The organism is Pseudomonas sp. TMB3-21 (assembly GCF_054898145.1).
In genome coordinates, this window is the sequence record NZ_CM142718.1 from 2797662 (window position 1) to 2823131 (window position 25470).

The 25470-nt window shown below is 57.0% G+C and carries 27 protein-coding genes; 9 read left to right on the plus strand and 18 right to left on the minus strand.

What is annotated here, in order from left to right; all coding sequences use genetic code 11:
* Positions 1-160 precede the first annotated feature (160 nt).
* The 4 genes from glpD to ACYZTS_RS12960 form a co-directional block, all read right to left on the minus strand.
* Positions 161-1699 carry a glycerol-3-phosphate dehydrogenase gene (glpD, locus tag ACYZTS_RS12945; protein WP_461996274.1) on the minus strand — a complete coding sequence of 513 codons (1539 nt, stop codon included), beginning with the start codon at positions 1697-1699 and terminating at the stop codon, positions 161-163.
* A gap of 294 nt (positions 1700-1993) precedes the next feature.
* Complete coding sequence (locus ACYZTS_RS12950) at positions 1994-2749, minus strand: DeoR/GlpR family transcriptional regulator (protein WP_028623853.1); 756 nt, start codon at positions 2747-2749, stop codon at positions 1994-1996.
* Positions 2750-2844: 95 nt separating this feature from the next.
* A complete protein-coding gene (gene glpK, locus ACYZTS_RS12955) occupies positions 2845-4347 on the minus strand; it encodes a glycerol kinase GlpK (RefSeq protein WP_028623852.1) in 1503 nt (500 codons plus the stop codon).
* Between the two features lie 73 nt (positions 4348-4420).
* The gene (locus tag ACYZTS_RS12960) at positions 4421-5272 is read right to left on the minus strand and encodes an MIP/aquaporin family protein (protein WP_028623851.1); all 852 of its coding nucleotides are present in this window, start codon (positions 5270-5272) and stop codon (positions 4421-4423) included.
* A gap of 369 nt (positions 5273-5641) precedes the next feature.
* Between ACYZTS_RS12960 and ybaK the strand changes: the two genes are divergently transcribed.
* Entirely contained in the window at positions 5642-6112 is a 471-nt protein-coding gene (gene ybaK, locus ACYZTS_RS12965; RefSeq protein WP_461996277.1) for a Cys-tRNA(Pro) deacylase, read from the plus strand.
* A gap of 52 nt (positions 6113-6164) precedes the next feature.
* Positions 6165-6947, plus strand: a complete 783-nt coding sequence (locus ACYZTS_RS12970; protein ID WP_028624311.1) for a PhzF family phenazine biosynthesis protein — start codon at positions 6165-6167, stop codon at positions 6945-6947.
* Positions 6948-7069: 122 nt separating this feature from the next.
* Here ACYZTS_RS12970 and ACYZTS_RS12975 read toward each other — a convergent pair whose 3' ends face one another.
* Positions 7070-8179: an ABC transporter ATP-binding protein gene (locus ACYZTS_RS12975; protein WP_461996279.1), complete on the minus strand. Its 1110-nt coding sequence runs from the start codon at positions 8177-8179 to the stop codon at positions 7070-7072.
* Positions 8176-9096, minus strand: coding sequence for an ornithine carbamoyltransferase (gene argF / locus ACYZTS_RS12980; protein ID WP_461996281.1), 921 nt, complete (start codon positions 9094-9096; stop codon positions 8176-8178). Before argF ends, ACYZTS_RS12975 begins: the two co-directional genes overlap by 4 nt.
* A 408-nt stretch (positions 9097-9504) precedes the next feature.
* Between argF and ACYZTS_RS12985 the strand changes: the two genes are divergently transcribed.
* The 3 genes from ACYZTS_RS12985 (at position 9505) to grxD (ending at position 12473) form a co-directional block, all read left to right on the plus strand.
* Positions 9505-9795, plus strand: a complete 291-nt coding sequence (locus tag ACYZTS_RS12985) for a type 1 glutamine amidotransferase family protein (RefSeq protein ID WP_028624308.1) — start codon at positions 9505-9507, stop codon at positions 9793-9795.
* 133 nt (positions 9796-9928) lie between these two features.
* Positions 9929-12034 carry a molybdopterin oxidoreductase family protein gene (locus ACYZTS_RS12990; RefSeq protein ID WP_461996283.1) on the plus strand — a complete coding sequence of 702 codons (2106 nt, stop codon included), beginning with the start codon at positions 9929-9931 and terminating at the stop codon, positions 12032-12034.
* A 97-nt stretch (positions 12035-12131) separates the two neighbouring features.
* Positions 12132-12473 carry a Grx4 family monothiol glutaredoxin gene (gene grxD / locus ACYZTS_RS12995; RefSeq protein WP_007943565.1) on the plus strand — a complete coding sequence of 114 codons (342 nt, stop codon included), beginning with the start codon at positions 12132-12134 and terminating at the stop codon, positions 12471-12473.
* A 231-nt stretch (positions 12474-12704) separates the two neighbouring features.
* Here grxD and bfr read toward each other — a convergent pair whose 3' ends face one another.
* Complete coding sequence (gene bfr / locus ACYZTS_RS13000; RefSeq protein WP_461996285.1) at positions 12705-13178, minus strand: bacterioferritin; 474 nt, start codon at positions 13176-13178, stop codon at positions 12705-12707.
* A gap of 199 nt (positions 13179-13377) precedes the next feature.
* Entirely contained in the window at positions 13378-13596 is a 219-nt protein-coding gene (locus ACYZTS_RS13005; protein ID WP_028624305.1) for a bacterioferritin-associated ferredoxin, read from the minus strand.
* 300 nt (positions 13597-13896) lie between these two features.
* Between ACYZTS_RS13005 and ACYZTS_RS13010 the strand changes: the two genes are divergently transcribed.
* Positions 13897-14499, plus strand: coding sequence for a peroxiredoxin (locus tag ACYZTS_RS13010; protein ID WP_028624304.1), 603 nt, complete (start codon positions 13897-13899; stop codon positions 14497-14499).
* 97 nt (positions 14500-14596) lie between these two features.
* Here the strand turns inward: ACYZTS_RS13010 and rnt are convergent, their stop codons facing one another.
* The gene (rnt, locus tag ACYZTS_RS13015) at positions 14597-15274 is read right to left on the minus strand and encodes a ribonuclease T (RefSeq protein WP_461996288.1); all 678 of its coding nucleotides are present in this window, start codon (positions 15272-15274) and stop codon (positions 14597-14599) included.
* Positions 15271-16317: a dihydroorotase gene (gene pyrC / locus ACYZTS_RS13020; protein ID WP_461996290.1), complete on the minus strand. Its 1047-nt coding sequence runs from the start codon at positions 16315-16317 to the stop codon at positions 15271-15273. The genes rnt and pyrC overlap by 4 nt, the downstream gene beginning before the upstream one ends.
* A 157-nt stretch (positions 16318-16474) precedes the next feature.
* On the opposite strand from pyrC, the gene ACYZTS_RS13025 reads away from it, so the two are divergent.
* Both ACYZTS_RS13025 and ACYZTS_RS13030 read left to right on the plus strand, forming a co-directional pair.
* Positions 16475-17383 (plus strand): flagellar protein MotY, encoded by a 909-nt coding sequence (locus ACYZTS_RS13025; protein ID WP_461996292.1) that lies wholly within the window; start codon positions 16475-16477, stop codon positions 17381-17383.
* Between the two features lie 129 nt (positions 17384-17512).
* Positions 17513-18730: an argininosuccinate synthase gene (locus ACYZTS_RS13030; protein WP_028624300.1), complete on the plus strand. Its 1218-nt coding sequence runs from the start codon at positions 17513-17515 to the stop codon at positions 18728-18730.
* A gap of 138 nt (positions 18731-18868) precedes the next feature.
* Here the strand turns inward: ACYZTS_RS13030 and ACYZTS_RS13035 are convergent, their stop codons facing one another.
* Positions 18869-19561 (minus strand): hypothetical protein, encoded by a 693-nt coding sequence (locus tag ACYZTS_RS13035; RefSeq protein ID WP_461996294.1) that lies wholly within the window; start codon positions 19559-19561, stop codon positions 18869-18871.
* Positions 19562-20015: 454 nt separating this feature from the next.
* On the opposite strand from ACYZTS_RS13035, the gene ACYZTS_RS13040 reads away from it, so the two are divergent.
* Positions 20016-20642, plus strand: a complete 627-nt coding sequence (locus ACYZTS_RS13040) for a response regulator transcription factor (protein WP_028624298.1) — start codon at positions 20016-20018, stop codon at positions 20640-20642.
* 84 nt (positions 20643-20726) lie between these two features.
* On the opposite strand, the gene ACYZTS_RS13045 is transcribed toward ACYZTS_RS13040, so the two are convergent.
* The 7 genes from ACYZTS_RS13045 to ACYZTS_RS13075 form a co-directional block, all read right to left on the minus strand.
* Positions 20727-20906, minus strand: a complete 180-nt coding sequence (locus tag ACYZTS_RS13045; RefSeq protein ID WP_028624297.1) for a PA3496 family putative envelope integrity protein — start codon at positions 20904-20906, stop codon at positions 20727-20729.
* 105 nt (positions 20907-21011) lie between these two features.
* On the minus strand, positions 21012-21650 hold the full coding sequence (gene nth, locus ACYZTS_RS13050; RefSeq protein WP_461996297.1) for an endonuclease III: 639 nt from the start codon (positions 21648-21650) through the stop codon (positions 21012-21014).
* Positions 21651-21675: 25 nt separating this feature from the next.
* Positions 21676-22185, minus strand: a complete 510-nt coding sequence (locus ACYZTS_RS13055; RefSeq protein ID WP_461996299.1) for an Rnf-Nqr domain containing protein — start codon at positions 22183-22185, stop codon at positions 21676-21678.
* A complete protein-coding gene (locus tag ACYZTS_RS13060; protein WP_461996301.1) occupies positions 22182-22790 on the minus strand; it encodes an RnfABCDGE type electron transport complex subunit G in 609 nt (202 codons plus the stop codon). Before ACYZTS_RS13060 ends, ACYZTS_RS13055 begins: the two co-directional genes overlap by 4 nt.
* Positions 22787-23776 (minus strand): RnfABCDGE type electron transport complex subunit D, encoded by a 990-nt coding sequence (locus ACYZTS_RS13065; RefSeq protein WP_461996302.1) that lies wholly within the window; start codon positions 23774-23776, stop codon positions 22787-22789. Before ACYZTS_RS13065 ends, ACYZTS_RS13060 begins: the two co-directional genes overlap by 4 nt.
* Positions 23763-24773, minus strand: a complete 1011-nt coding sequence (gene rsxB, locus ACYZTS_RS13070; RefSeq protein WP_028624292.1) for an electron transport complex subunit RsxB — start codon at positions 24771-24773, stop codon at positions 23763-23765. The genes ACYZTS_RS13065 and rsxB overlap by 14 nt, the downstream gene beginning before the upstream one ends.
* Complete coding sequence (locus ACYZTS_RS13075) at positions 24770-25339, minus strand: Rnf-Nqr domain containing protein (RefSeq protein ID WP_461996303.1); 570 nt, start codon at positions 25337-25339, stop codon at positions 24770-24772. Before ACYZTS_RS13075 ends, rsxB begins: the two co-directional genes overlap by 4 nt.
* Positions 25340-25470 lie beyond the last annotated feature (131 nt).

Genomic DNA, 25470 nt, shown 5'->3' on the forward strand with positions numbered 1-25470 from the left:
GGTTTGTGGAAGCCAGCTAATCCGGTTAACCGAATCGACCGATGAGTCGCGTTCGGAAAACCGAATGAGCGGGTGACTTGAATTGGGCAAAAATGGCGACAAATGCAAAAAGCCCCTGATGGGTAAGATTCAGGGGCTTTGCTGTAACCGACTTAAGCGATCAGGCCGCTTCGATCTTGCTGCGGTTCTGTTCAACCTTGCCCAGATAATCCGCGAGTTTCTGCTGTTCTTCCGGGGTGGTGAACAAGCCGAGCTTGCTGCGGCGCCACAGAATGTCATGGGCGGTGGTTGCCCACTCTTCACTGCACAGATAATCCACTTCGCGGGTATAGAGACCGCCGCCGATGTGTTCGCCCAGATCGTTCAGATCCTGCACGCCTTCGAGCATCCGCCAGGTGCGGCTGCCATAGGTGGTGGCCCAGCGCCGCGAGATTTCGCTCGGTATCCAGTCAAACTGGTCACGAATACGCAAGCTCAGTGCCTGCGGCGTGGTCATGTCTTCACCGCCAGGCAGCGTCGCGCTCGCCGTCCAGCTTGGCTGGATGTGCTTGAAGTAAGGAGCCAGTTGCGCAAGCGCCGATTCGGCAAGTTTACGGTAAGTGGTGAGCTTGCCACCGAACACCGACAGCAGCGGCGCCTCTTCGCCGGCGCCCGAGAGTGCCAGGGTGTAATCGCGAGTGACGGCTGAAGGGTTATCGGATTCGTCATTGCACAGCGGACGAACGCCGGAGTAGCTGTGCAGGATATCGTCGCGGCTGACCTGCTTTTTGAAGTGGGCGTTGACCACTTTCAGCAGGTAATCGGTTTCACCTTCGGTAATTGCCACTTTCGCCGGGTCGCCGGTGTACTCGCGATCCGTGGTGCCGATCAGTGTGAAGTGGTTCAAGTATGGAATGGTGAAAACGATGCGCTGATCTTCGTTTTGCAGGATATGCGCGTGTTCACCTTCGTAAAGTTTCGGCACGATCAGGTGGCTGCCCTGAATCAGACGAATGCCATACGGCGATTCCATCTTCAGGTCGTCCCGAATGAACTTGGCAACCCAAGGGCCCGCCGCATTCACCAACGCTTTGGCACGAATCGAAAACAGGCTGCCATCGGCGCGTTCCAGGTGCAGGTGCCACAAACCCTTGGTGCGACGAGCGCTGACGCAGCGGGTCTGGGTGTGAACGTGCGCGCCTTTTTCGCGGGCGGCCATGGCGTTGAGCACCACCAGACGCGCGTCATCGACCCAGCAATCGGAGTATTCAAAGCCCTTGGTGATTTCGCTTTTCAGCGCGCTGTCCGCACCGAACTTCAGGCTTTTCGAACCTTGCAGTTGCTCGCGTTTGCCGAGGTTGTCGTACATGAACAGGCCGGCGCGAATCATCCAGGCCGGACGCAGATGCGGACGATGCGGCAACACGAAGCGCATTTGCTTGACGATGTGCGGCGCCTTCTTCAGCAGCACTTCCCGCTCAGCCAGCGCCTCGCGCACCAAACGGAATTCGTAATGTTCGAGATAGCGCAGGCCACCGTGGATCAGCTTGCTGCTGGCCGACGAAGTGTGGCTGGCCAGATCGTCCTTCTCGCAAAGGAACACCGAGAGGCCGCGGCCGGCTGCATCTGCTGCGATTCCCCCGCCATTAATCCCGCCACCAATCACGGCGACGTCGTAGACCTCTGCGAGAGGGGGCGTAGGCAAGGTAGAAGTTGGCATCGGCTGGCCTCGGGCTTTATCAGTTTTATGTTTGGAATTCGAACATTAATGTTCATTTGCGAAAATGGTAGCCCATAAAGACGCGCACAGCCAGCTTACTTCGATTGAAAATACTGATCGAAGAGCGCTTAAAGGAAAATTTCCGAACATTTATATGCGTAGGAGCGATATATCGAGGTTGCCGGATAGATCGCCATCGCGAGCAGGCTCACTCCCACAGGTCCAGCGCAATCCTTGTGGGAGTGAGCCTGCTCGCGATGGCGTCGGTGCAGACGAAGACAATAGGGCAGTAAGTTAAACCACTTCCAGACGAATCTTGTGCTGCGTCAGCAACTGCGCCAGCGCCGGGGAGGGCGGCTGATCGGTTACCAGGCAATCGATCAGACTGATCGGCCCCAGGCGGATCATGGCATTGCGTCCGAATTTGCTCGAATCCGCCGCCAGAATTACTTGCCGCGCGTTGGCAATGATCGCCTGCGAGACACGAACTTCCTGATAATCAAAATCCAGCAGGCTGCCGTCTTCATCAATGCCGCTGATGCCGACAAGGGCGAAATCGACCTTGAACTGATTGATGAAGTCGACACTCGCCTGACCAACCACACCACCGTCGCGTCGCACATTGCCACCGGTCAGCAGTACGTCGAAATCGTCCTTGGCACTGAGCATCGAGGCCACGTGCAGGTTATTAGTGATGATCTTCAGATGATTGTGATTGAGCAACGCCCGGGCAATCGATTCGGTGGTAGTGCCGATATTGATGAACAGCGAGGCGTGATCGGGGATCTGTGAGGCGATGGCTTCACCGATACGCTGTTTCTCATCACGCATCTGATCGGCACGCATTGCATAAGCGGTGTTTTCGACACTGGAATCGTAGGCCGCGCCGCCGTGATAGCGGCGCAACAGATTGGCTTCCGCGAGCTGATTGATGTCGCGGCGGATGGTTTGCGGTGTAACAACGAACAGCGTAGCCATTTCCTCAATGCTGACATAGCCGCGTTCGCGGACCAGTTCGAGGATTTGCTGCTGACGGGGAGGCAGATTCATGGGGCGTCCTTTGGGCTGCCGTGCAAAATTTGCCCATGATGACGCAGGAATCTGCTCCCGACCAGTTACAACCTTTTACGATCCCGGTTTGTGGCTTATTCAGCGTCTTCACGTGCCCAGTCGCGGGTACGGCTGACTGCTTTTTTCCAGCCTTTATAAAGCTTTTCCTTTTCGCCTTCGTCCAGCGTCGGTTCGAATTCGCGCTCGATTACCGCTTTGTTGCGCAGTTCATCCAGGCTGCCCCAGAAACCGCACGCCAGACCTGCCAGGTACGCCGCGCCAAGGGCTGTGGTTTCGCGCATTTTCGGCCGCTCGACTTGAGTGCCGAGGATGTCCGCCTGGAATTGCATCAGGAAGTTGTTCGCCACAGCGCCGCCGTCAACGCGCAGCGCCTTCAGACGTTCGCCGGAATCCTGTTGCATGGCGTCAAGTACGTCGCGGGTCTGGTAGGCAATCGACTCCAGCGCGGCACGAATGATGTGATCCACGCGCACGCCGCGAGTCAGGCCGAACAGCGCGCCACGGGCATAGGGGTCCCAATACGGAGCGCCCAGACCGGTGAAGGCCGGCACCAGGTACACGCCATTGCTGTCCTTGACCTTGCTGGCGAAGTATTCGGTGTCATGGGCATCGGCGATGATTTTCAGCTCATCGCGCAGCCATTGAACGGTCGAGCCGCCATTGAACACAGCGCCTTCCAGCGCGTAAGCCACTTCGCCGCGTGGGCCGCAAGCGATGGTGGTGAGCATGCCGTGGTTGGACTTCACGGCTTTGTCGCCCGTGTTCATCAACAGGAAGCAGCCGGTGCCGTAGGTGTTTTTCGCCTGACCCGGCTCGACACACATCTGACCGAACAGAGCCGCCTGTTGGTCGCCAGCAATACCGCCGATAGCGATGCCGCTTTTAGTGTGGCCGTAGATTTCCGACGAGGATTTAACTTCCGGCAACATCTCGCGCGGAATATCCAGCACCTCCAGCATCTTCGCGTCCCACTCCAGCGAATGAATGTTGAAGAGCATGGTGCGCGAGGCGTTGGTGTAATCGGTGACGTGTACTTTGCCGCCGGTAAATTTCCAGATCAGCCAGCTGTCGACGGTGCCGAACAGCAGTTCGCCGTTGCGCGCGCGTTCGCGACTGCCCTCGACGTTGTCGAGGATCCACTTGAGCTTGGTGCCGGAGAAGTACGGGTCGGTGACCAGTCCGGTGGTTTCACTGATGTATTGCTCGTGACCATCGCGTTTGAGCTGCTGGCAGATTTCGGTGCTGCGGCGGCACTGCCAGACGATGGCGTTGTAGATCGGGCGACCGGTGGTTTTGTCCCAGACGACGGTGGTTTCGCGCTGGTTAGTGATGCCGATGGCAGCAACCTGATCGTGATGCAAGCCGGCCTGCGCCAACGCTTCGACCATTACCGCGCTTTGCGTGGCGAAGATTTCCATCGGGTCATGCTCGACCCAACCCGCCTGTGGGTAATGCTGAACGAATTCGCGCTGTGCGGTGCAGACCACGTTCGCATCTCGATCGAAAATGATCGCGCGCGAGCTGGTCGTGCCCTGATCAAGGGCAATGATGTAGTTCTTATTCTGAATGTCGGTCATGTCGATTGCCTTGCACGAAATAAAGGAGAGGTCGGGCGCGGGATCACGAGGGCAGGATCACGCGCCTACGGTATCAAGAAGTTCTTGGTTTGCCGTCAATGGCCGGTGCTGCGTCCTTTGTAGCAGGTTCGGCGCTGGGCAAATGACGGGCTATCAGCCCGCGATACGCGGCAGCGCCAAGGCAGGCACCGACAATCGGTGCAAAAATCGGAATCAGGAAATACGGAATATCACGGCCGCCGGTGAAGGAAATTTCACCCCAGCCAGACAAGAAAGTCATGAGCTTGGGGCCGAAGTCGCGGGCCGGGTTCATCGCAAAACCGGTCAGTGGTCCCATCGAACTGCCAATCACAGCAATCAGCAAACCAATCAGTAGAGGCGCCATTGGGCCGTTAGGCAGGCCATTGTTGTCGTCAGTCAGGGACATGATCACGCCCATCAGGATGGCAGTGATGATCATCTCGACCAGGAAAGCCTGTGCAGTCGACAGAGCCGGGTTCGGGAACGTGGAGAAAACCGATGCCAGTTCGAGGCTGGCTTGAGTGCCGCGAACCATTTGGTGAGTTTGTTCGTAATCGAAGAATAGATTGCTGTACAGCGTGTAGACCAGCAATGCGCCGCAGAAGGCGCCGGCGATCTGCGCCAGGATATAAAAAGGCAGTTTGCGTTTTTCGAAATCGGCAAAAATGCACAAGGCGATGCTGACCGCTGGGTTGAGGTGAGCCCCTGAAACCCCGGCAGTCAGGTAGATCGCCATGCTGACGCCGACCCCCCAGATGATGCTGATTTCCCACAGACCGAAGCTCGCACCCGCGACCTTGAGCGCGGCAACGCAACCGGTACCAAAAAAGATCAGCAACGCAGTGCCCAGAAACTCGGCCATGCATTGGCTGGAGAGTGACGGTTGTCGTAAAGCAGTTGTCATGGAAAACCTCATTGTTTTTGTTGTCTGGCGCTTCTTTCGTTAAGGCCAAAGCGCGATTTTCACCGAGAGAGGATCCCCATCCTGTTCTCGGCCTGCTGCAATCTCAAAGCATTGGTACATTTGTACGGTATTCAGATTCGAAAAAATATAGACAAGAAACGCTACTGTCAAAGGTCGAAAGTGAACTGCCAGTCACATTGAAGCTATTAGTCACATGAATGATCGTTTTGTTTTACGGCTCGACCATTCACTGACGAACGGTCCACCAGCCCGGCAACTCTTTGAAATGCAGTCATTTCGAGCCTTTCGCTGAATGTTGGCCTAGAATTCAGCGCAGGATTTTTCACCTCCGATCAGTCTGGAGCTGTCATGACCCCCGCATTGGATTTGTTGAAAAAAGTTCGAGCCGAACATCGCGTGCACAGTTACGAACATGACCCGAAGGCGCCTTCATATGGTCTGGAGGCTGCGGAAAAACTGGGGCTGGATCCGGCTCAAGTGTTCAAGACGTTGCTGGCAGCCAGCGAGAAAGGCGAATTGCTGGTTGCCGTTGTGCCGGTCGTCGGAACCCTGGACTTGAAAGGCCTCGCGCATGCCGCCGGCGTCAAAAAGGTCGAAATGGCTGACCCCGCCGCAGCGCAACGCTCGACCGGTTATCTGCTCGGAGGCATCAGCCCGTTGGGGCAAAAGAAACGCCTGCGCACGTTCATCGACAATTCGGCTCAGCCCTTCGTCAGCATTTTTGTCAGTGCCGGGCGGCGCGGACTGGAAGTCGAACTGGCACCGGCGTTGCTGGCCGAACACACCCAGGCGAAGTTCGCCGACATTGGCCGCGCTTGATGTCCAGCTTAAGATGGCTGCATGCTGGGTGATCGAACACAAGGAGAGGTTTATGCAGCTCGAGTTTTATCAGGTCGACGCGTTCAGTGACCGACCGTTCAGTGGCAATCCGGCGATGGTTTACCGGCTCGACGCCTGGCTTGCCGATGAACTGATGCAGAAGATCGCCGCCGAGCACAATCTGGCGGAGACTGCGTTTGTCGTCAGGGAAGGTCTGATCTGGCATATCCGCTGGTTCACTCCAACCACAGAGGTGCCCTTGTGTGGTCATGCAACGCTGGCCAGCGCCTTTGTGCTATTCAACGTTTACAACGAGCCGGCTGAACGCTTGGACTTCATGTGCAAATCCGGTCCGCTGAGCGTGAGTCGCGACGGTGAACGCCTATGGCTGGACTTTCCGGCTATCGCCCCCACGGAAGTGGGTGTGACCCTGGACGTCGAGCGCGCGTTGGGTGTCGAAGCGGTCGATGTGCTGGGCGGCAATGAACTGTTCGTGGTGCTGGAGTCAGAGCAGGCGGTTCTGGATTGCCAGCCGGACATGACGGCGCTGGCCAGGTTGCCGTGGTTGGGGGCGATCGTGACGGCGCGAGGCATTAAGCACGATTTTGTCTCGCGCTATTTCGCTCCGGCTGTTGGCATTAACGAAGACCCGGTAACGGGCTCGACGCATTGCAGCCTGATCCCGTACTGGTCGAAGCGTCTGGGCAAGTCGAGCCTGACGGCGTATCAGTGTTCGAAGCGCGGTGGCGAGCTGTTCTGTCGACTGGAAGAGGATCGAGTAAAAATCGGCGGGCATGCGGTGCTCGTAGCGAGCGGCACCTTGATGCTGGGTTAAACACAATGCTGGAGCAAGCTTGCTCGCGATTAACAATGACGCGTTGCGTCAGTCATGCCGCGTTACTGCTATCGCGAGCAATAGAGCGTCGACCGGCTGCTCCTACACAAGCAGATAGGGTGTCAGCTGGCGGCGCTATGACGCCGGACTCCGGTTTCGGCCTGTGTAATCTGCGCAGCGGTGCTGCCGGATGCCTGAAACAACACCAGGTGTTCAGCAGCGACACGAATACCGACCTCGGCACCAATCAGGTGATCGGCATGGCTTGGGAAAATCGATTCCAGCTGCGCACCTGTCGGCATTTGCAATCGATACAGCGTCGACGCGCCCTGAAATGACTTGCCGACAATTCTAGCCTTCAAACCGCTGTCCGGTGCATAGACGATATCGTCCGGACGCAGCAACACGTCGACAGCGCCGCCAATCGGCCAGGTATAAGCCCGATTGCCGCGAAGCTCACCCAATTCCGTCTGCACCGATTCCGGGCTGCTCAACTGACCGCGAATGAAATAGCCCTGGCCGATGAAGCTGGCGACGTAGGGTGTAAGCGGTTCGTGGTAGAGGTTGTAGGGCGTGTCCCATTGTTCGAGGCGACCTTCCTTGAAAACCCCGACGTGATCGCTGACTGCGAAGGCTTCTTCCTGATCATGCGTCACCAGGATCGCACTGGTGCCGCGAGCCTTGAGGATGCCGCGCACTTCATGGCTGAGCTTGCGCCGTAGTTCGCCATCGAGGTTGGAGAAGGGTTCATCGAGTAGGAGCAATTGCGGCTCGGGCGCCAGCGCGCGGGCCAGTGCGACGCGTTGCTGCTGACCACCGGAAAGTTCGTGCGGAAAACGTTTACCAAGATTTTTCAGATTGACCAGTTCGAGCAACTCTTCGGTTACGCGATTCTTATGCGGATGCTTGCGAATGCCGAAAGCGATGTTCTCGGCCACGCTCAAATGAGGAAACAGTGCGTAATCCTGGAACACCATGCCAATACGGCGTTTGTCGGGCGCAAGGGTGTAGCCGGCACGGGAGATCGTCTCACCCGCGAGAGTAATGTCGCCTTCGTGCACCGGCTCGAAACCGGCAATTGCGCGCAGGGTAGTGGTCTTGCCGCAACCCGAGGAGCCAAGCAGGCAGCCGATGTCACCGGCATTCAAGTGCAGGTTGAGGTTCTGCACCACGCGTTGATCCTGGTAGCCACAGGCGAGGTTGCGCAGGTTGAGCAGTAATGGCTGGCTCATGCGTGGTGGTACGCCGGTTCGACGAGAAACTCGAGCAGGGCCTTCTGCGCATGCAGACGGTTTTCCGCCTGATCCCAGGCCACGGAGCGTTTGTCGTCGAGCACGTCCAGACTGATTTCCTCGCCGCGGTGGGCAGGCAGGCAATGCATGAACAAGACATCCTTGGCAGCCAGATCGAGCAGGGCGCGGGTAACCTGATACGGCGCGAACAGCTTCAAGCGCTTGGCGGTTTCCTCTTCCTGACCCATCGAGGTCCAGACGTCGGTGCTCACCAGATGAGCGCCGCGCACGGCCTCCTGCGGATCACGAACGATGGTCACCCGATCACCGGCCTGGGCGACGAATTCAGGATTGGGTTCGAAGCCTTCCGGGCAGGCGATGCGCAGCTGGAAGTCGAACTGGATCGCCGCTTCTATATAGCTGTTGCACATGTTGTTGCCGTCGCCGATCCACGCCACGGTCTTGCCCTGGATCGAGCCGCGGTGTTCGAGGAACGTCTGCATGTCGGCCAGCAACTGGCACGGGTGCAGGTCATCGGACAGCCCGTTGATCACCGGCACGCGGGAGTTTGCCGCAAACTCGGTCAGGATGCTGTGGGCGAAGGTACGGATCATCACCGCGTCGAGCATGCTCGACATGACGATCGCGCAGTCGCCGATCGGCTCGCCACGGCCCAGTTGCGTGTCGCGTGGGGACAGGAAAATCGCCTGGCCGCCAAGCTGGATCATGCCCGCTTCAAAGGAGATCCGCGTGCGGGTCGAAGATTTTTCGAAAATCATCCCGAGCACGCGGTTTTTCAGAGGCTCGAACAGTACGCCGCGGTTACGCAGGTCTTTGAGCTCAACGCCTCGACGGATCACGCTGACCAGCTCTTCGGGCGTGCAATCCATCAGGGAGAGAAAGTGCCTTGCGCTCATCATTGACTACCTTTTTGCAACGGACCGCAGATACTCAAAGCCTTGTTTAACGGAACAACGGGCGAGACCTGCGGCGTAAGCCGCACGGGGCGACGAAATAGGGGAAGGCGCGATCTTATAATTAAATGTCGCGTCTTTCCAATAGAGGCTACGGTGTTTAGGGGATTTCAGAGGGGCTACGGGTAAACCGCAGTAGCGCATTTGAAGCCTGTTTCCTGACAGCAGCCGCCCATTTGTACACCGTGCCCGCGGGGCTTTGCAATCGAAGCGGGCAGGGATGGCGCGCTGATGGTCGGTTTCCTGCGCAGGATTTTGATGGATGACAGAGAATGTGCTCCCCTTGAGCCACTTGCTAATGCATAGTGCTGGGTTATAAATAAGACACGAGCGACGCAGGAAGCCTTCGAAATGGAATCGAAAGAACAACAGTTGATGGAATTACTTGGCCTTACGGCCCGCTCGCTGACTCACCTCACTGCGTCCATGACCTCAATGTCCTTTGAGTTGTTGCGCAGTAACGACGAAATCACCAAAGCCGCCGGCCGGCGAATGATTGATCGCATGGCCACCATCAGCGCAGGGCTCGACGAGCACTGGCGACTGATCGGCGAACTGACCGGCGTGCATGTCGCTCACGAGCAGATCGAGACGATCCAGGAGATTCAGTTGCAGGCGCCGCCGAGGCTGCCGTCGAACTGATTTCGGGTGGCCATCGGCTGGCCTGATGGTCGCCGATTCACGAGACGAACGTCGCTGGCGCAACAGCTGGGCACGGGCCATAGTTTTGTTCCCGCGGTCGACATCGTCCGCCCAGAACAGACAGAGACTGGCCATGACCAAGACTCTCCATCACCGTGCCTGCCACCTGTGTGAAGCCATCTGCGGCCTGACCATCGAGACTACCGAAGCCGATGGCAATGTGCAGATCACCTCGATCAAGGGTGATCCGCTGGACACTTTCAGCCGCGGGCACATTTGCCCGAAGGCTGTCGCCTTGCAGGATATCCAGAACGATCCGGACCGCTTGCGCCAACCGATGCTGCGCGTGGGCAGCGAATGGCAGCCCATCGAGTGGGAAGATGCCTTCAGTCTTGTCGCCGAACGTCTGGCAGCGATTCAACAGCGTCACGGACAGAATGCGGTGGCGGTCTATCAAGGCAATCCCAGCGTTCACAATTATGGCTTGATGACCCACAGCAATTACTTTCTCGGCCTGTTGAAAACCCGTAACCGATTTTCCGCGACATCCGTCGACCAGTTGCCCCATCACCTGACCAGTCATCTGATGTACGGCCACGGTTTGCTGCTGCCGATTCCGGACATAGATCACACCGACTTCATGCTGATCCTCGGCGGTAATCCACTGGCGTCCAACGGCAGCATCATGACCGTACCGGATGTCGAGAAGCGCCTGAAAGCCATTCAGGCTCGCGGCGGCAAGGTGGTGGTGGTCGATCCACGTCGTAGCGAAACGGCGGCGATTGCCGATCAGCATCTGTTCGTGCGACCGGGCGGCGATGCGGCATTATTGTTTGGCCTGCTCAACACCTTGTTCAAGGAAGGCCTCACCCGTGACAGTCATTTGCTGGTGGACGGCCTTGAAGAAGTGCGCGCAGCCATCGCGACGTTCACTGCCGACGCCATGAGCCCGCTGTGCGCGGTGCCGGCCGAGCAGATCCGCCAATTGGCCCGGGACTTCGCAGCAGCGCCAACAGCGGTCTGCTACGGGCGGATGGGTGTTTCGACCCAGGCGTTCGGCACGCTGTGTCATTGGCTGGTGCAACTGATCAATCTGGTGACCGGCAATCTGGATCGCGTGGGTGGGGCGTTGTGCACCGAACCTGCGGTGGATCTGGTGGCATCCACCTCGGGCGGGCATTTCAACCTGTGGCAGAGTCGCGTGTCGGGACGCCCGGAGTACGCAGGCGAACTGCCAGTGTCGGCGCTGGCCGAAGAAATGCTCACCGGCGGGGAAGGGCAAGTAAGGGCGCTGGTCACCGTCGCCGGCAATCCGGTGTTGTCGACGCCTAATGGCCGGCAGCTGGAACAGGCGCTGGACGGCCTGGAGTTCATGGTCAGCATTGACCTGTATATCAACGAAACCACGCGCTACGCCGACCTTATCCTGCCGTCCACCTCGGCTCTGGAAAACGATCACTACGACACCACGTTCAATATGTTTGCGGTGCGCAACGTCAGCCGCTTCAACCGCGCGATTCTGGCCAAACCGGTGGGTGCGTTACATGACTGGGAAATTTTTGTCGGGCTGGCCAAGGCCTTTGCCGCGAAGACTGAGAAGGAACTGAAGCCGACGATTCCACCTGCACAGATGATCGATCGCGGATTGCGCATGGGGTTGTATGGCGATGCGTCGGCGCACAAATTGTCGCTGGCGACCCTGTTTGATCATCCGCATGGCGTGGATCTTGGCGCACTGAAACCCAATTTGGCAGCGCGTTTGAAGACCGAAAACCAGCGAGTCCAGGCGGCGCCGGCGGCAATTCTTGCTGACCTTGCGCGCTTTGCTGCGGTGCAGGCGCCTGCCACCGATGAGTTGCTGATGATTGGCCGCCGGCATGTGCGCAGCAACAATTCCTGGATGCATAACTATCATCGTCTGGTGAAAGGCAAACCGCGCCATCAGCTGTTGATGCACCCGGAGGATCTGGCCAGCCGTGGGCTTAATGACGGGCAACGTGTGCGCGTGAGTTCGCGGGTCGGCATGATCGAAGTCGAAGTGCTGGGCAGTCTGGACATGATGAAAGGTGTGGTCAGCCTGCCGCACGGCTGGGGCCATGCGCGGCCGGGCGTGCAGCTGACCATTGCCAGCAGCCAGCCAGGTTCCAGTGCCAATGACCTGACCGATGAGTGCCAGCTAGACGAGTTGTCGGGCAATGCGGCGTTGAATGGCGTACCGGTGACGGTGGCGGCAGCGTGATTGAGTCTGTCGGGGAGACCGAGCATGGCGCTCGGGTTTCCGTTACAATGCGCCACCGTGCCGACCCTTGAGTCGGAAAGTTCAGCCGAGGTGTTCCATGGATATCATCGAAACGATTAAAGAGCAGATTGCCAACAACACCATTCTGCTTTACATGAAAGGCTCGCCGAATGCCCCGCAGTGTGGCTTTTCCGCGAAAGCTGCGCAGGCCGTGATGGCGTGCGGTGAAAAGTTTGCGTACGTGGACATTCTGCAGAACCCGGAAATCCGCGCCAACCTGCCAAAGTATGCCAACTGGCCAACCTTCCCGCAGCTGTGGGTCGGTGGTGAGCTGGTCGGCGGTAGCGACATCATGACCGAAATGGCTGCAGATGGTTCGTTGCAGACTACGATCAAAGCGGCTGTCGAAGCGGCTGCAGCGAACAAGACTGAAGCCTGAGCACCTGGCTCCCTGTAGGAGCTGTGTAGGAGCTGTCGAGTGAAACGAGGCTGCGATCTTTTGATCATCAGCCATTAAAAAGCCCCGCCTCTCGAAAGAAGGCGGGGCTTTTTATTGAGCTTGATAAGTCGTGTCGGTGTCGCCGCTGTTATCGCCAAGATCGCAGCCTCGTTGCACTCGACAGCTCCTACACTGCTCCTGCACAGCTCCACATGGCGCCTAGCCGGCTCTTTAATCTTCACCCATCTGCGATTGCAGATAATTCTCCAGGCCAATCTTGTCGATCAAGCCCAGCTGGGTTTCCAGCCAGTCGATGTGTTCTTCTTCAGCTTCAAGAATATCCTCAAGCAGTTCACGGCTGCCGAAATCGCCAACCGTTTCGCAATGAGCGATGGCTACTTTCAGATCCGCGTGACCCGTGCGTTCGATACGCAGGTCGCACTCGAGCATTTCCCGAGTATGCTCGCCGATCTGCAGCTTGCCCAGATCCTGGACGTTCGGCAGGCCTTCAAGAAACAGAATGCGCTTGATCAGTTTGTCAGCATGCTTCATCTCGTCGATGGATTCAGCGTACTCGTGCTTGCCGAGCTTGTTCAGACCCCAATCTTCATACATGCGCGCATGCAGAAAGTATTGATTGATCGCGACCAGCTCATTGGCAAGGATCTTGTTGAGATGCTGGATGACTGTAATGTCGCCTTTCATGATGGGGTCCTGCCCTGTATTCGCTGTATATAAGGCCGAGTTTGAGCCGCGTACTTCAGAGTGTCAAACCTAAGTTGTTGAAAGTTAAGTGAAAATTAATCGGAATAAGAATGTTTGTGTTCCGCGTCTAGTGCGTAAGCGATTGATTTGCGGACATAAAAAAACCGGACATCAAGTCCGGTTCTGCAAAACAGGGGATTTACGCGGCAGTAAATTCTACCGGAAAAGGAATCGCCGCCTGGGCAGTCTGCACTTTGGTCAGGGTTTCACGCACCACTTCCTTGGCCAGGCAGGCGCATTTACCGCATTGACTGGCTACGCCGGTAGCCTGACGGACTTCCTTGTAGCTGCAGCAACCTTCATAGATTGCATCGCGGATTTGACCGTCGGTGACGCCAGTGCAGAGGCAGACATACATAAGTGAGAACCGTCGCTGGTTGTGACTCAATTGCGATGGATCTTAATGTTAACGAGAATGATTGTCAAAGTGGTTTCTGAAAGCTTCGCGTTATATGCGCCAGCCACTGACGAACGGTTTGTTCTGATGAACACCGTCCTTTAATCCGCCTCTGATCTGACAATCCGTTGAGGACAGCTCAAAAACGCAGTGTATGATGGCCGGTCCTTATGAAGCGGGTGGGTGTCACAGGGCTGTCGCCTGAGGGTGGCAGGCTGGCACAAACCCGGAACTTCACGTTTCTACACCAGGAGATATTCAATGAGCGTACTCGTAGGCAAGCAAGCACCTGACTTCACCGTACCGGCCGTACTCGGCAATGGCGAAATCGTCGACAGCTTCACCCTGTCGTCGGCCATCAAAGGCAAATACGGCCTGGTGTTCTTCTACCCGTTGGACTTCACCTTCGTGTGCCCGTCCGAGCTGATCGCTCTGGACAACCGCATGTTTGACTTCAAGGCACGCAACGTTGAAGTGATCGCTGTGTCCATCGACTCGCACTTCACTCACAACGCCTGGCGTAACACTCCGGTGAACAATGGCGGTATCGGCCAGGTTCGCTACACCATGGCTGCCGACATGAAGCACGAAATTGCCAAGGCCTACGATGTTGAATCCGAAGGCGGCGTGGCTTTCCGTGGCGCGTTCCTGATCGATGACAAAGGCGTTGTTCGTTCGCAGATCATCAACGACCTGCCGCTGGGCCGTAACATGGAAGAGCTGATCCGTCTGGTCGACGCTCTGCAGTTCCACGAAGAGCACGGCGAAGTCTGCCCTGCCAACTGGAAAAAAGGCGACAAAGGCATGACCGCTTCGACCGAAGGCGTTGCTGCTTACCTGACCGAAAACGCTGCTGCCTTGTAAGGCGCGTTCGAGGCATAAAAAAACCGGCCATCACGGCCGGTTTTTTGTGCGCGGGATTCGACCCGGCAAGCGCGAGCAAGCTCGCCCTTGCCGCACCTCAGTCGTTAAAGTCTTCCCAGCCGCCCATTTGCTTCCAGCGATTGACGATGCCGCAGAACAGCTCGGCCGTCTTCTCGGTGTCATAGCGAGCGGAGTGAGCCTCACGGCCGTCGAAGTCGATGTCCGCTGCCTGGCAGGCCTTGGCCAATACGGTCTGGCCGTAAGCCAGGCCGGCAAGGGTTGCAGTGTCGAAGCTGGAAAATGGATGAAACGGGTTGCGCTTCATGTCCAGGCGAGCGACCGCTGCGTTGAGGAAGCCCAGGTCGAAGCTGGCGTTGTGACCGACCAGAATCGCTCGCTTGCAGCCGTTGGCTTTCAACGCCTTGCGAATGCCGCGGAAAATGTCGGTCAGTGCCGCTTCTTCACTCACTGCCATGCGCAGCGGATGATCTAGCTTGATCCCGGTGAACTCAAGGGCAGCCGCTTCGATGTTGGCGCCTTCGAACGGTTCTACGCGAAAGAAGTAGGTGTGATCGGGATATACAAATCCTTTCTCGTCCATACCGATCGTGGTCGCGGCGATTTCCAGCAGAGCGTCAGTGGCAGAGTTGAAACCGCCGGTTTCAACGTCGACAACGACTGGCAGGTACCCGCGGAAACGCTCGGCCATCGGGTGGCGTGAACCACCTCCGCCGCCTTGACCGTCCTGTTCGTCGTCGAAATGGTCTTCACTCACGCGTGTTCCTCCAGCAGGCGCCAGCGCAGTTTTTCACCGGCGCGCAGCGGGATGACGGTCAGCTCGCCAAATGGCAGGCTGGTAGGGGCGGTCCACTCTTCGCGGACCAGGGTGATGCGATCGGTGTTCACCGGCAAACCGTAGAAACGCGGGCCGTTGAGGCTGGCGAAAGCTTCCAGTTTGTCGAGCGAATTACGCTGTTCGAACGCCTCGGCATACATCTCGATTGCTGCATAGGCGGTGTAGCACCCGGCACAGCCGCAAGCCGCTTCTTTGGCGTGCTGAGCGTGGGGAGCCGAATCGGTGCCGAGGAAAAACTTCTCGCTGCCACTGGTGGCGGCATCGAGCAGGGCTTCCTGATGTGTGTTGCGCTTGAGAATCGGCAAGCAATAAAAGTGCGGCCTAATCCCGCCCGCCAGCATGTGGTTGCGGTTGTACAGCAAGTGATGCGCGGTGATGGTCGCGCCAACGTTGGCCGGCGCCTCATTGACGAACTGCACGGCATCGGCGGTGGTGATGTGTTCAAACACCACTTTAAGCGTCGGGAAACGCTCAACCACACGGCGCATGTGCTCATCGATGAAAATCTTTTCGCGATCGAACACATCGACATCGCTACGGGTGACTTCGCCGTGGATCAGCAACGGCATGCCGACTTCGGCCATGGCCTCGATCGCAGGGAAGATCTTGTCGATGCTGGTGACGCCAGAGTCCGAGTTGGTGGTCGCGCCAGCCGGATACAACTTGGCGGCGTGCACGAAACCGCTGGCCTTGGCTTCACGAATTTCTTCGGGCTGGGTACGGTCGGTGAGGTACAGGACCATCAGCGGTTCGAAACGGCTGCCGGCCGGACGTGCAGCGAGAATCCGCTGGCGATAGCCGTCGGCTTCAGCGGCGTTGCGCACCGGAGGGACCAGGTTGGGCATGATGATGGCGCGGCCAAAAGTGCGCGCAACATCCGCAACGGTATTGGTCAACACGGCACCATCGCGAAGATGAATGTGCCAGTCGTCGGGACGCAGCAGGGTCAGGCGGTCGGACATGAGGGGATTCCAGGCGGGTCAAACTGAGGGGAATGCTACCGGAAAAGACTCTTGCAGGCACTCGCTATCAAGTTTTGCAGGAAGCTTCCGATATCCAACAGGTATGCCGTAAACATCTGTATCGGTCTTTTTGTTGTAGAAGCCAGTGGAGCCTCCCGTGCGCCAGCGTTATTTAGCCTTGCTCAGTGTGTTTGCCAGCCTTCCCGCGATGGCGCTCACTTTCCAGACGCGTCTGGAGAGCATTGAGTGGACGGTCGAAGGGGACAAGTTCGAATGCCGCCTCACGCAACCGATTACTGATTTCGGTTCGGGCGAGTTCGTGCGCCGTGCCGGCGAGCAGGCGACGTTTCGTTTAAAAGCCTACAACGCAGTAATGGGCGGTGGTTCGGCAACCTTGTTGGCGGCGGCAGCGCCTTGGCAACCAGGACGTGGCGACATCAATCTCGGTTCCGTGCACATTGGCAGCGGTAATGTGCTGTTCAACACGTCGCAGGTCCAGGCGGGGCGTTTGATCAACGGTTTGATGGACGGACGTAGCCCGGTCATCCGGCGTGCGTCTGGCGACGGCCGGGTGTCGGAAGTGCGCCTGTTGCCGGTCAAGTTCAACAAGGCGTTCAACGATTACCAGAGTTGCGTGGCGAAATTGCTGCCGAAGAACTTCGAGCAGGTCAAACAGGCGCAAATTGGTTTTCCCGGCGAGGGTAATGACCTTGACGCTCAGGCCAAGGCGCAGTTGCAAGTGATGCTGGAGTTCATGAAGGCTGATCCGACAGTCAACCACGTCGAGCTCGACGGTCACTCCGACAACAGTGGCAATCGCCTGACTAATCGCGACCTGTCGCGGCGGCGCGCGCTGGCGGTTGTGGACTTTTTCAAGGCCAACGGCATTCAGGAATCACAGATAACTGTGCGTTTCCACGGGGAGCGATATCCGCTGGTGCCTAACACCAATTCCGCCAACCGGGCCAAAAACCGCCGGGTCAACGTGCACCTGGCGCGGGTTGCTCCTGCCGAACCTGCGGCGCCGCAAACCACCGCATCGGCGAGCACCGCGAAGAATTCCTGACCAGCCGGTCATCGTCGCGCGATTGACACATTCTGTCGCTTCGTCGTCATAAGCTGTCGCGCCTCTGTAAATTATTCTGCATGACCGGTAGACTTGACGGCTTTCCGTAGAACCCCGTGGAGTAATGGCATGGCGGACGTAAACAAGGTCGTTCTGGCGTATTCCGGCGGCCTGGACACTTCGGTGATCCTCAAGTGGCTGCAGGATACTTATAACTGTGAAGTGGTGACCTTCACCGCTGATCTCGGGCAGGGCGAAGAGGTCGAACCGGCCCGCGCCAAGGCTCAGGCCATGGGCGTCAAAGAAATCTACATCGACGACTTGCGCGAAGAATTCGTCCGCGATTTCGTTTTCCCGATGTTCCGCGCCAACACTGTCTATGAAGGCGAGTACCTGCTGGGTACCTCCATCGCTCGTCCGTTGATCGCCAAACGCCTGATCGAAATCGCCAACGAAACCGGCGCTGACGCCATTTCTCATGGTGCGACTGGCAAAGGTAACGACCAGGTACGTTTCGAACTGGGCGCCTACGCCTTGAAGCCAGGGGTGAAAGTGATCGCACCGTGGCGTGAATGGGACCTGTTGTCCCGTGAAAAGCTGATGGATTACGCTGAAAAGCACGCAATCCCGATCGAGCGCCACGGCAAGAAAAAATCGCCCTATTCGATGGACGCGAACTTGCTGCATATCTCCTATGAAGGCGGCGTGCTGGAAGATACGTGGACAGAGCACGAAGAGGACATGTGGAAATGGACCGTCTCCCCGGAGAACGCTCCTGACCAGGCGCAGTATCTTGAGCTGACCTACCGCAACGGCGACATCGTGGCGCTGGACGGCGTCGAAATGACCCCGGCCACTGTGCTTGCGACCCTGAACCGTATCGGCGGCGAACACGGTATCGGCCGTCTCGACATCGTGGAAAACCGTTACGTGGGCATGAAATCCCGTGGTTGCTACGAAACCCCGGGCGGCACCATCATGCTGCGCGCTCACCGTGCGATCGAATCGATCACGCTGGACCGCGAAGTGGCTCACCTCAAAGACGAGCTGATGCCGAAATACGCCAGCCTGATCTACACCGGCTACTGGTGGAGCCCTGAGCGCCTGATGCTGCAGCAGATGATTGATGCTTCCCAGGCACACGTGAATGGCGTTGTGCGCCTGAAGTTGTACAAAGGCAATGTGATCGTCACTGGCCGCAAGTCTGATGAGTCGCTGTTCGATGCCAACATCGCGACCTTCGAAGAAGACGGTGGCGCTTACAATCAAGCTGACGCTGCGGGCTTTATCAAGCTCAACGCCTTGCGCATGCGCATTGCTGCGAACAAGGGCAGGAAGCTGTTCTGACGCGTCTGATGGTGTGACGGAATATGTGGCCTGGTCTCTGACCCGGCCACATATTTGAGAATAGGGATGATGGTTCTGACATTGCAATTATTCATTCTTGTTGTTTTTTAGTCTGTTTTCGACTGCTTTTCCAACTCATCATTCTTGCTGAGCCGGCGCCGGTTCCTCCGTTGCGGATGGCCAGGCTCCAGCCATCACCTTCATTTCATGTGAAATCACGTTGTATGCGACACAAAATACCGAACTGCATCGTCTCCTCGCATTTTCAGTAAACTCGGGCACACATGACTTCAGTAATTTTTCCGGGTCACGAGCTGTGAGGAATACTATAACTCGTGCCGTCTCACTCTTTTCTCGCTGATGTTCTGCACAAAGATCGCGTAAATCGATCTTCCTGTTCTTTCCTCGTGTATCGATGATGTGCAGATCCTTGAAGGGGACGGGGAGCCGAACCAGTTGCCGGGTGCATGGATAATTTCGCACGCCGTGCGGCTCCGGTGGATCCTCAATGATATCTTGTCGCTGATGACGCTGTTGACCGGTGAATGTTTTCGAACTTCCGTGTTCAAAACGGTCGTTGTCCATAACTCTAATAAAGTGCTTTCCCTTCTCAAAATCGGAGGGGGCATAAAGCGAGCGATAATTAAAGTTGAGTGTAATGAAAAACAAAAATATCAGGTAAAAAGGGAAGCTTATCAAAAACCATATATAAGTCTGTCTTTCCTCGTTATCCAGAAACGGTAACGAGATCGCTGCGGAAGTTTCAGACAGTGTTGCGAATATCGCGATGACTGTCATGGGGTTGGTAATCGTTCTTTTGAATTTCATCATATCTTATACTCATAATAGTGCTGTTTTCTCAGAGGGTTAATTGATTGGGGTGTGGGTTTGAATTGTTATATTAACTGCTTTCGGTATTCGCGACACAAATTTGTCATTTGCTACTAAATGCCGGAGCCTCAGGGTGCTGCGATCAAGAATTAATAAGGGTGTCGCAGGTTGAAGATAGCGCTTTCTGCTCGCGCTGCCTGCAGATTATTACCAAATATTGTTATTTTCTTTTACTCTTATAATTTGATACAGAAATTCCGCGACATTCGAAACATAATGTAATCGCTGTGATTTTCGAGTCGGGGTATTATTGAATTTTTGTAGGAGGCTTCTGAGTTGTTTGTAGGAAATGTCTTTCGTTGTGGGTGACTGGGGGAGGCGGCATGCCATGGATCAAACGACTAGGCTATTGTGCGGGCTCTAAAAATTCGAACAGCGAAAATTGGACTTTCCCATGAATAGAGTGCTGATCGTGGATGATCACCCTGTCATTCGTCTTGCGGTACGAATGCTGATGGAGCGTCATGGCTACGAAGTCATTGCAGAAACAGATAATGGCATCGACGCACTGCAACTTGCCCGGGAACATATGCCAGATATTGTCATACTGGATATCGGGATACCCAAACTCGACGGGCTTGAAGTCATAGCGCGCCTGTCATCGGCGGCCATGCCGATGAAAGTGCTGATATTGACTTCTCAGGCGCCTGGGCATTTTTCAATGCGCTGCATGCAGTCCGGTGCTGCTGGATATGTATGTAAACAACAAGATCTCACCGAGCTGCTCAGTGCAATAAAAGCGGTTCTTTCAGGTTACAGTTATTTTCCGAATCAAGCCTTGCATACCGTGCGTTCCAGTTTGGGAAATGCCAGCGAAGCGGATATGGTGGATCGCCTCTCGGGGCGGGAGATGATGGTGTTGCAACAGTTGGCGCGAGGCAAGACTAACAAGGAGATCGCTGATGGCATGTTTCTCAGTAACAAAACCGTAAGTACCTACAAGACCCGACTGTTACTTAAACTGAATGCACGATCGCTGGTTGATCTGATCGAATTGGCCCAACGTAATGGGCTGGTGTAGCTCGCTCGGGTCAGAGAGGGCAGCTCGGATTCTCGCAACGTTCGTATCAAGCAAAAAGCCTCCATTGCGGGAGGCCTTCAGGTATTACAAGTCAAAATCGTAATCGGCCAATTGCTTCTGCAACCGACGTTCCTCCAGCAGGTTATCAATGGTGCGGCGTTTGCTCAGATTGGTCTTCGTCACTTCCACCACAGGTTCCGCATCGTTCACTTCAATCGCTGTGAAGTCATCTTCAACATCCAATTGCTCTTTGCCAGTGCTCATAGGACTACTCCAGGCTAAGGCGGCCTTGGCGCTCCTTATATCGACAATCTTCCGGCGGGTACAAAAGATTTTTTCAATCGACCAGACGCAAAAACGGGCGGTGTCTCAATCGTCTGAGGTTTTGTACTTGTATTCGCACAGGTCTTCAATCCGGCAACTGCCACAGCGAGGCTTGCGAGCGAGGCACACGTAGCGTCCGTGAAGGATCAGCCAATGATGGGCGTCGAGCAGGTACTGTTTGGGCACAAACTTCATCAGTTTATGTTCAACTTCGACCACGTTCTTGCCGGGGGCAATGCCGGTGCGGTTGCTCACCCTGAAGATATGAGTGTCTACGGCCATGGTCAGCTGGCGGAAAGCGGTGTTGAGTACGACGTTTGCGGTTTTGCGGCCGACACCGGGTAGTGCTTCCAGCTCTTCACGGGTTTGTGGCACCTCGCCTGCGTGACGCTCCACCAACAGGCGACAGGTTTCGATCACATTCCTGGCCTTGCTGTTGAACAGGCCAATTGTCTTGATGTATTCCGATAAACCCTCGACCCCTAACGCGTAAATGGCTTGCGGTGTATTGGCCACCGGATACAGTCTGGCGGTGGCTTTGTTGACGCCGACGTCTGTCGACTGCGCCGACAGGATGACAGCGATCAGCAATTCGAAGGGCGAGGAATACGCCAGTTCGGTTTTCGGTTCCGGGTTGTCTTCATGCAACCTGCGGAATATTTCCTGACGTTTTGCTGCGTTCATGGGCGATCAGTTTCCTCGAATATGTTTAATGCCGGGACGTTCTGCGCGGCCAAGCCTGCCAGGCGGCCAGCAGCAGGCCGAGCAGGATGAACCCGCCAGGCGCCAACGTCGCCAGACGCCACTCACTGCCGTCGAGGAGCGTTCGCAACGCCCCCAGACTCAGCATCAACGCGCCAAACTGCAGACACAATCGCAGGCGATCGCGCGCGGCATTGTGGAAAAATCCGGTGTGTTCCAAAACAACGCATTGCAACGCGATCAGTCCGGCATAAATGCCCATTGGCTGATGCCATTGCAGCGACCAGGCTTGCGCGGCAAGTTCCGCACAACTGGTCAGGGTTGCTGCCACAAGAATACTCGCCAACAGGCGGGCCGCTGGCACCAGCCGGGCGCGCAACAGCGTCATGCTCGCTCCATAGGTGCCCACCACGACGATGAACATCAGCCAGACACCCAATGCGCTGGCGAAGGAGCCAGTTGCGCCTGCAAGAGGCGTCAGCATCAGGCAATTCTGCAGCGTCGAAGGCTTATTCATGGGGGGCTGATCCCGGTCAGCTTCCGTGAATGCGCGTCGAAGTATCGCAACGCGTCATGAACCGCGTTGATCACTGCCCGTGAAGTGATGGTCGCGCCGACAATCTGATCAAATTGCCCCTGATCTTTTTTCAACGCCCAGGCATTGTCGACCGTCTCATTACTAGATTTGCCCGCGAACCCTTGAAGCCAGGCATTAGGCCAATCGGCAATCCGCGCGCCAAGCCCCTGCGTTTCCGATTGCGCGAGCGTTTTCACTCCCAAGAGCTTCCCGTGAGTGTCGATCGCGATCATCAGGACGATGGCGCCTGCGTAGCCGATAGTCTTGGTTTTTAGCAGCACGACGCTGGGCTGGCCGCCCTGAGTAGCCAGGTACCCAGCCAGCAATGTGCTGTGGGTCAGAGCGCTGCTGTCCAGTTGCAGCGGCTGTTGCAGCGGATCGTTGTCGTAACTGTCCGGTGGTAACAGGTCCAGCATAGTTCGACTGTCGATCAGACGTTGTTCGGCGGCAATGTGCGGCGCGCTGCTGTAATCAATGAGATAAGTCGCGCCCATTCCCGTCACTGCCAGCAACAGCAGAATGATCACACTCGATGTGCGCTTCATGGTGCCACTCGCTGCGCTCTGGAGGCGACCATCCGCTCCAGCGCCGGTACGCCCAGATTCATCAACAAGACCGCAAATGCCAGGCCGTCCGGATAGCCGCCCCATGTGCGAATCACATAAGTGAGCAGGCCCACACCGACGCCGAACATCAGTCGTGCGCCTGGGCTTTTGGCGCCGGACACCGGTTCCGTGACAATGAAAAAGGCGCCAGCCATGGTTGCGCCTGTGAGCAAATGAAACAGAGGCGAGCCGTGCGAATCCGAGCCTGATCCGTTCCAGCACAGCAGGCTGATGATGAACAGGCCGGCGAGCATGCCGACCGGTGCATGCCAGGTGAAAACTCGTTGCTGCAGGAGGAACGCGCCGCCCGCCAGAAAGGCCAGATTGACCCACTCCATGCCGCGCCCGCCGAAGGAGCCGAATGCCGGATTGGTCGAAAACAATTCATCCATCGTCAGGCTTTTATTGATGCGCAGACTGTCCAGCGCCGTGGCCTGAGCCCAGGCATCCGGTGCCCCGGTGTTGAATCCGAAAATATGCTGCAGACCACCGAGCAGGTCCATGCCATGACTGGCCGGCCATTGAGTCATCTGTTGCGGAAACGACACCAGCACCAGCGCGTAACCCAGCATGGCCGGATTGAATGGATTGCTGCCAACCCCGCCGTAAAGGTGCTTGCCCAACAGCATGGCCGATACCCCCGAGCTGACCGTCAACCACCACGGGCAATAGGCGGGCAATGCGATCGCCAACAACACTGCACTGACCAAAGCACTGCCGTCCATCAGGCTTGGCTTGAATGGACGTTTACGCAGTTTCAGCGCAAGCGCTTCAATCGCCAGCGATGAGATTACGGCCAGCAAGAGGTTGATCAACACCCCCCAGCCATAAAACCAGAACAGTGTAAGCAGTCCGGGTATCGCCGCTAGCAGGACCCGCTTCATGGCGTGTTGAAGGCGTTGGTCTGGCGACTCAAGGCGCGACATAGGCGTCGACCTGACGTTGCGCCTCGTTCACTGCTTTTTCCAGTGAAGCGACGTGTTCAGCCGACGCACCGGCGATGTGCGCTTTATTGAGTTCGGCGCGGCGCATGGCCAACTGAATCTTCGCCCGTTTCAGCTCGGCACTTTGCGTCGGGACTGCAGGGGCAGGTACTGGCGGCGCAGTGCTTTCCAGATCCGCCAGCACACCTTGCGCCGCCTCGAATTGCTGCTGCAGCACGATCAATTGCGATTGCTGTTCGAAGGTCGGTGGGTGCCCGAAAGCCTTCAGCGATTTGTTCAGCTGGGCGCGGCTCATCGCCACTTCAATCTTGGCTTTCTTCAGCGCAGCATCGGCATTGGCAACCTTTAGCGCGTTCACCCTTTCGAGAGCAGCATGCACGGGATCTGCCGTTGCCTCTCCGGGCTGATGCGCAGCGCGTTGCGCACGGGCCTGGCGCTCGGCCAGTCGCTGCTGCTCTTCACGCTGGAGTCGGGCGTTGCGCTGCTCGAAACGCCGCCGCGCATGATTACGTTTGGCAGCACGGGCCTGCTGTTCTTCGAGATTGAACGCCAGACCGCCGACAATCGGCACCACTGTCGCCGGTTGCAACGGTCGCATCTCGATGCAATCGACCGGGCAGGGCGCCACGCACAGATCACAACCGGTGCATTCATCAACGAGCACTGTGTGCATGAGTTTCGCCGCGCCGACGATGGCATCCACCGGGCAGGCCTGGATGCATTTGGTGCAACCGATACACTCGGCTTCGCGAATGTAGGCCAGTTGTGCCGGGGCCGAACCACGACTGACGTCCAGTTCAATCACCGGCACTTTCAATAGCTCAGCCAGCGCGGAGAGGGTTTCGCGACCGCCGGGCGGACACTTGTTGATCGGTTCACCATTGGCGATGCCTTCGGCGTAGGGCCTGCACCCGGGATGCCCGCACTTGCCGCATTGGGTCTGCGGCAGCAATGCATCGATGCGTTGAATCAGACTCATGTTTTGATCAGCCCGCTGAATCCGAGAAAAGCCACTGCGATCAATCCGGCGCCGATCAGGTCGATCGGCAAGCCACGAAAAGGCAGGGGGACATCGTTGTCGAGTGTGCGCTGGCGCAAGTCGCCGAACAGAACCAGTATCAGCCAGAAACCCAGGCCGGCGCCAAGGCTCAACGCGGTGGCGTAGAGAATTCCCTTGTCCTCCTGAGCGTTGAACAGTGTCAGCCCGAGTACGCCGGCATTGCCCAGCAGCAGCGGCCAGAGTCCCTCGAACGGCAAGGCCGAAGACACTCGGGCAAGCAATTTCAGCAAGGGTGTGATCAGCAGCACACTCAGCGGCAACAACACGGAAAGCTTGAGGGACGCCAGTTCCAGCGGAACGAGCGCGCCGTGGTAGAGCCCGTAGCCAAGCATGCCGACAATCAGCATCAGACACGTTGTCGCAAGGCCCAATGCGTGAACCTGACGGCGTTCGGCAGCCAGCAGCGGATCAACGCCCAGCGGCCAGTGCAACACGAAGTTGTTGATCAGGGCAGCGCTGATGAGCGTCAGAAGCAGTTCGGTCATGATCGTCCGTATGCACACATTATTGCTGGTCGCGAATGATTCCGCAGGAGCCGCCGAGGGCGGCGATCTTTTGATCTTGCTGGTTAAGATCAAAAGATCGCAGCCTTCAGCAGCTCCTACACAATAAGGCC

Excerpts from the sequence above, each read along its gene's own strand:
- glpD (WP_461996274.1), bottom strand. The coding sequence starts at position 1,699 with ATGCCAACTTCTACCTTGCCTACGCCCCCTCTCGCAGAGGTCTACGAC.
- ACYZTS_RS12950 (WP_028623853.1), bottom strand. The coding sequence starts at position 2,749 with ATGAATCTGCCTCCCCGTCAGCAGCAAATCCTCGAACTGGTCCGCGAA.
- glpK (WP_028623852.1), bottom strand. The coding sequence starts at position 4,347 with ATGACCGACATTCAGAATAAGAACTACATCATTGCCCTTGATCAGGGC.
- ACYZTS_RS12960 (WP_028623851.1), bottom strand. The coding sequence starts at position 5,272 with ATGACAACTGCTTTACGACAACCGTCACTCTCCAGCCAATGCATGGCC.
- ybaK (WP_461996277.1), top strand. The coding sequence starts at position 5,642 with ATGACCCCCGCATTGGATTTGTTGAAAAAAGTTCGAGCCGAACATCGC.
- ACYZTS_RS12970 (WP_028624311.1), top strand. The coding sequence starts at position 6,165 with ATGCAGCTCGAGTTTTATCAGGTCGACGCGTTCAGTGACCGACCGTTC.
- ACYZTS_RS12975 (WP_461996279.1), bottom strand. The coding sequence starts at position 8,179 with ATGAGCCAGCCATTACTGCTCAACCTGCGCAACCTCGCCTGTGGCTAC.
- argF (WP_461996281.1), bottom strand. The coding sequence starts at position 9,096 with ATGAGCGCAAGGCACTTTCTCTCCCTGATGGATTGCACGCCCGAAGAG.
- ACYZTS_RS12985 (WP_028624308.1), top strand. The coding sequence starts at position 9,505 with ATGGAATCGAAAGAACAACAGTTGATGGAATTACTTGGCCTTACGGCC.
- ACYZTS_RS12990 (WP_461996283.1), top strand. The coding sequence starts at position 9,929 with ATGACCAAGACTCTCCATCACCGTGCCTGCCACCTGTGTGAAGCCATC.
- grxD (WP_007943565.1), top strand. The coding sequence starts at position 12,132 with ATGGATATCATCGAAACGATTAAAGAGCAGATTGCCAACAACACCATT.
- bfr (WP_461996285.1), bottom strand. The coding sequence starts at position 13,178 with ATGAAAGGCGACATTACAGTCATCCAGCATCTCAACAAGATCCTTGCC.
- ACYZTS_RS13005 (WP_028624305.1), bottom strand. The coding sequence starts at position 13,596 with ATGTATGTCTGCCTCTGCACTGGCGTCACCGACGGTCAAATCCGCGAT.
- ACYZTS_RS13010 (WP_028624304.1), top strand. The coding sequence starts at position 13,897 with ATGAGCGTACTCGTAGGCAAGCAAGCACCTGACTTCACCGTACCGGCC.
- pyrC (WP_461996290.1), bottom strand. The coding sequence starts at position 16,317 with ATGTCCGACCGCCTGACCCTGCTGCGTCCCGACGACTGGCACATTCAT.
- ACYZTS_RS13030 (WP_028624300.1), top strand. The coding sequence starts at position 17,513 with ATGGCGGACGTAAACAAGGTCGTTCTGGCGTATTCCGGCGGCCTGGAC.
- ACYZTS_RS13035 (WP_461996294.1), bottom strand. The coding sequence starts at position 19,561 with ATGATGAAATTCAAAAGAACGATTACCAACCCCATGACAGTCATCGCG.
- ACYZTS_RS13040 (WP_028624298.1), top strand. The coding sequence starts at position 20,016 with ATGAATAGAGTGCTGATCGTGGATGATCACCCTGTCATTCGTCTTGCG.
- ACYZTS_RS13045 (WP_028624297.1), bottom strand. The coding sequence starts at position 20,906 with ATGAGCACTGGCAAAGAGCAATTGGATGTTGAAGATGACTTCACAGCG.
- nth (WP_461996297.1), bottom strand. The coding sequence starts at position 21,650 with ATGAACGCAGCAAAACGTCAGGAAATATTCCGCAGGTTGCATGAAGAC.
- ACYZTS_RS13055 (WP_461996299.1), bottom strand. The coding sequence starts at position 22,185 with ATGAATAAGCCTTCGACGCTGCAGAATTGCCTGATGCTGACGCCTCTT.
- ACYZTS_RS13060 (WP_461996301.1), bottom strand. The coding sequence starts at position 22,790 with ATGAAGCGCACATCGAGTGTGATCATTCTGCTGTTGCTGGCAGTGACG.
- ACYZTS_RS13065 (WP_461996302.1), bottom strand. The coding sequence starts at position 23,776 with ATGTCGCGCCTTGAGTCGCCAGACCAACGCCTTCAACACGCCATGAAG.
- rsxB (WP_028624292.1), bottom strand. The coding sequence starts at position 24,773 with ATGAGTCTGATTCAACGCATCGATGCATTGCTGCCGCAGACCCAATGC.
- ACYZTS_RS13075 (WP_461996303.1), bottom strand. The coding sequence starts at position 25,339 with ATGACCGAACTGCTTCTGACGCTCATCAGCGCTGCCCTGATCAACAAC.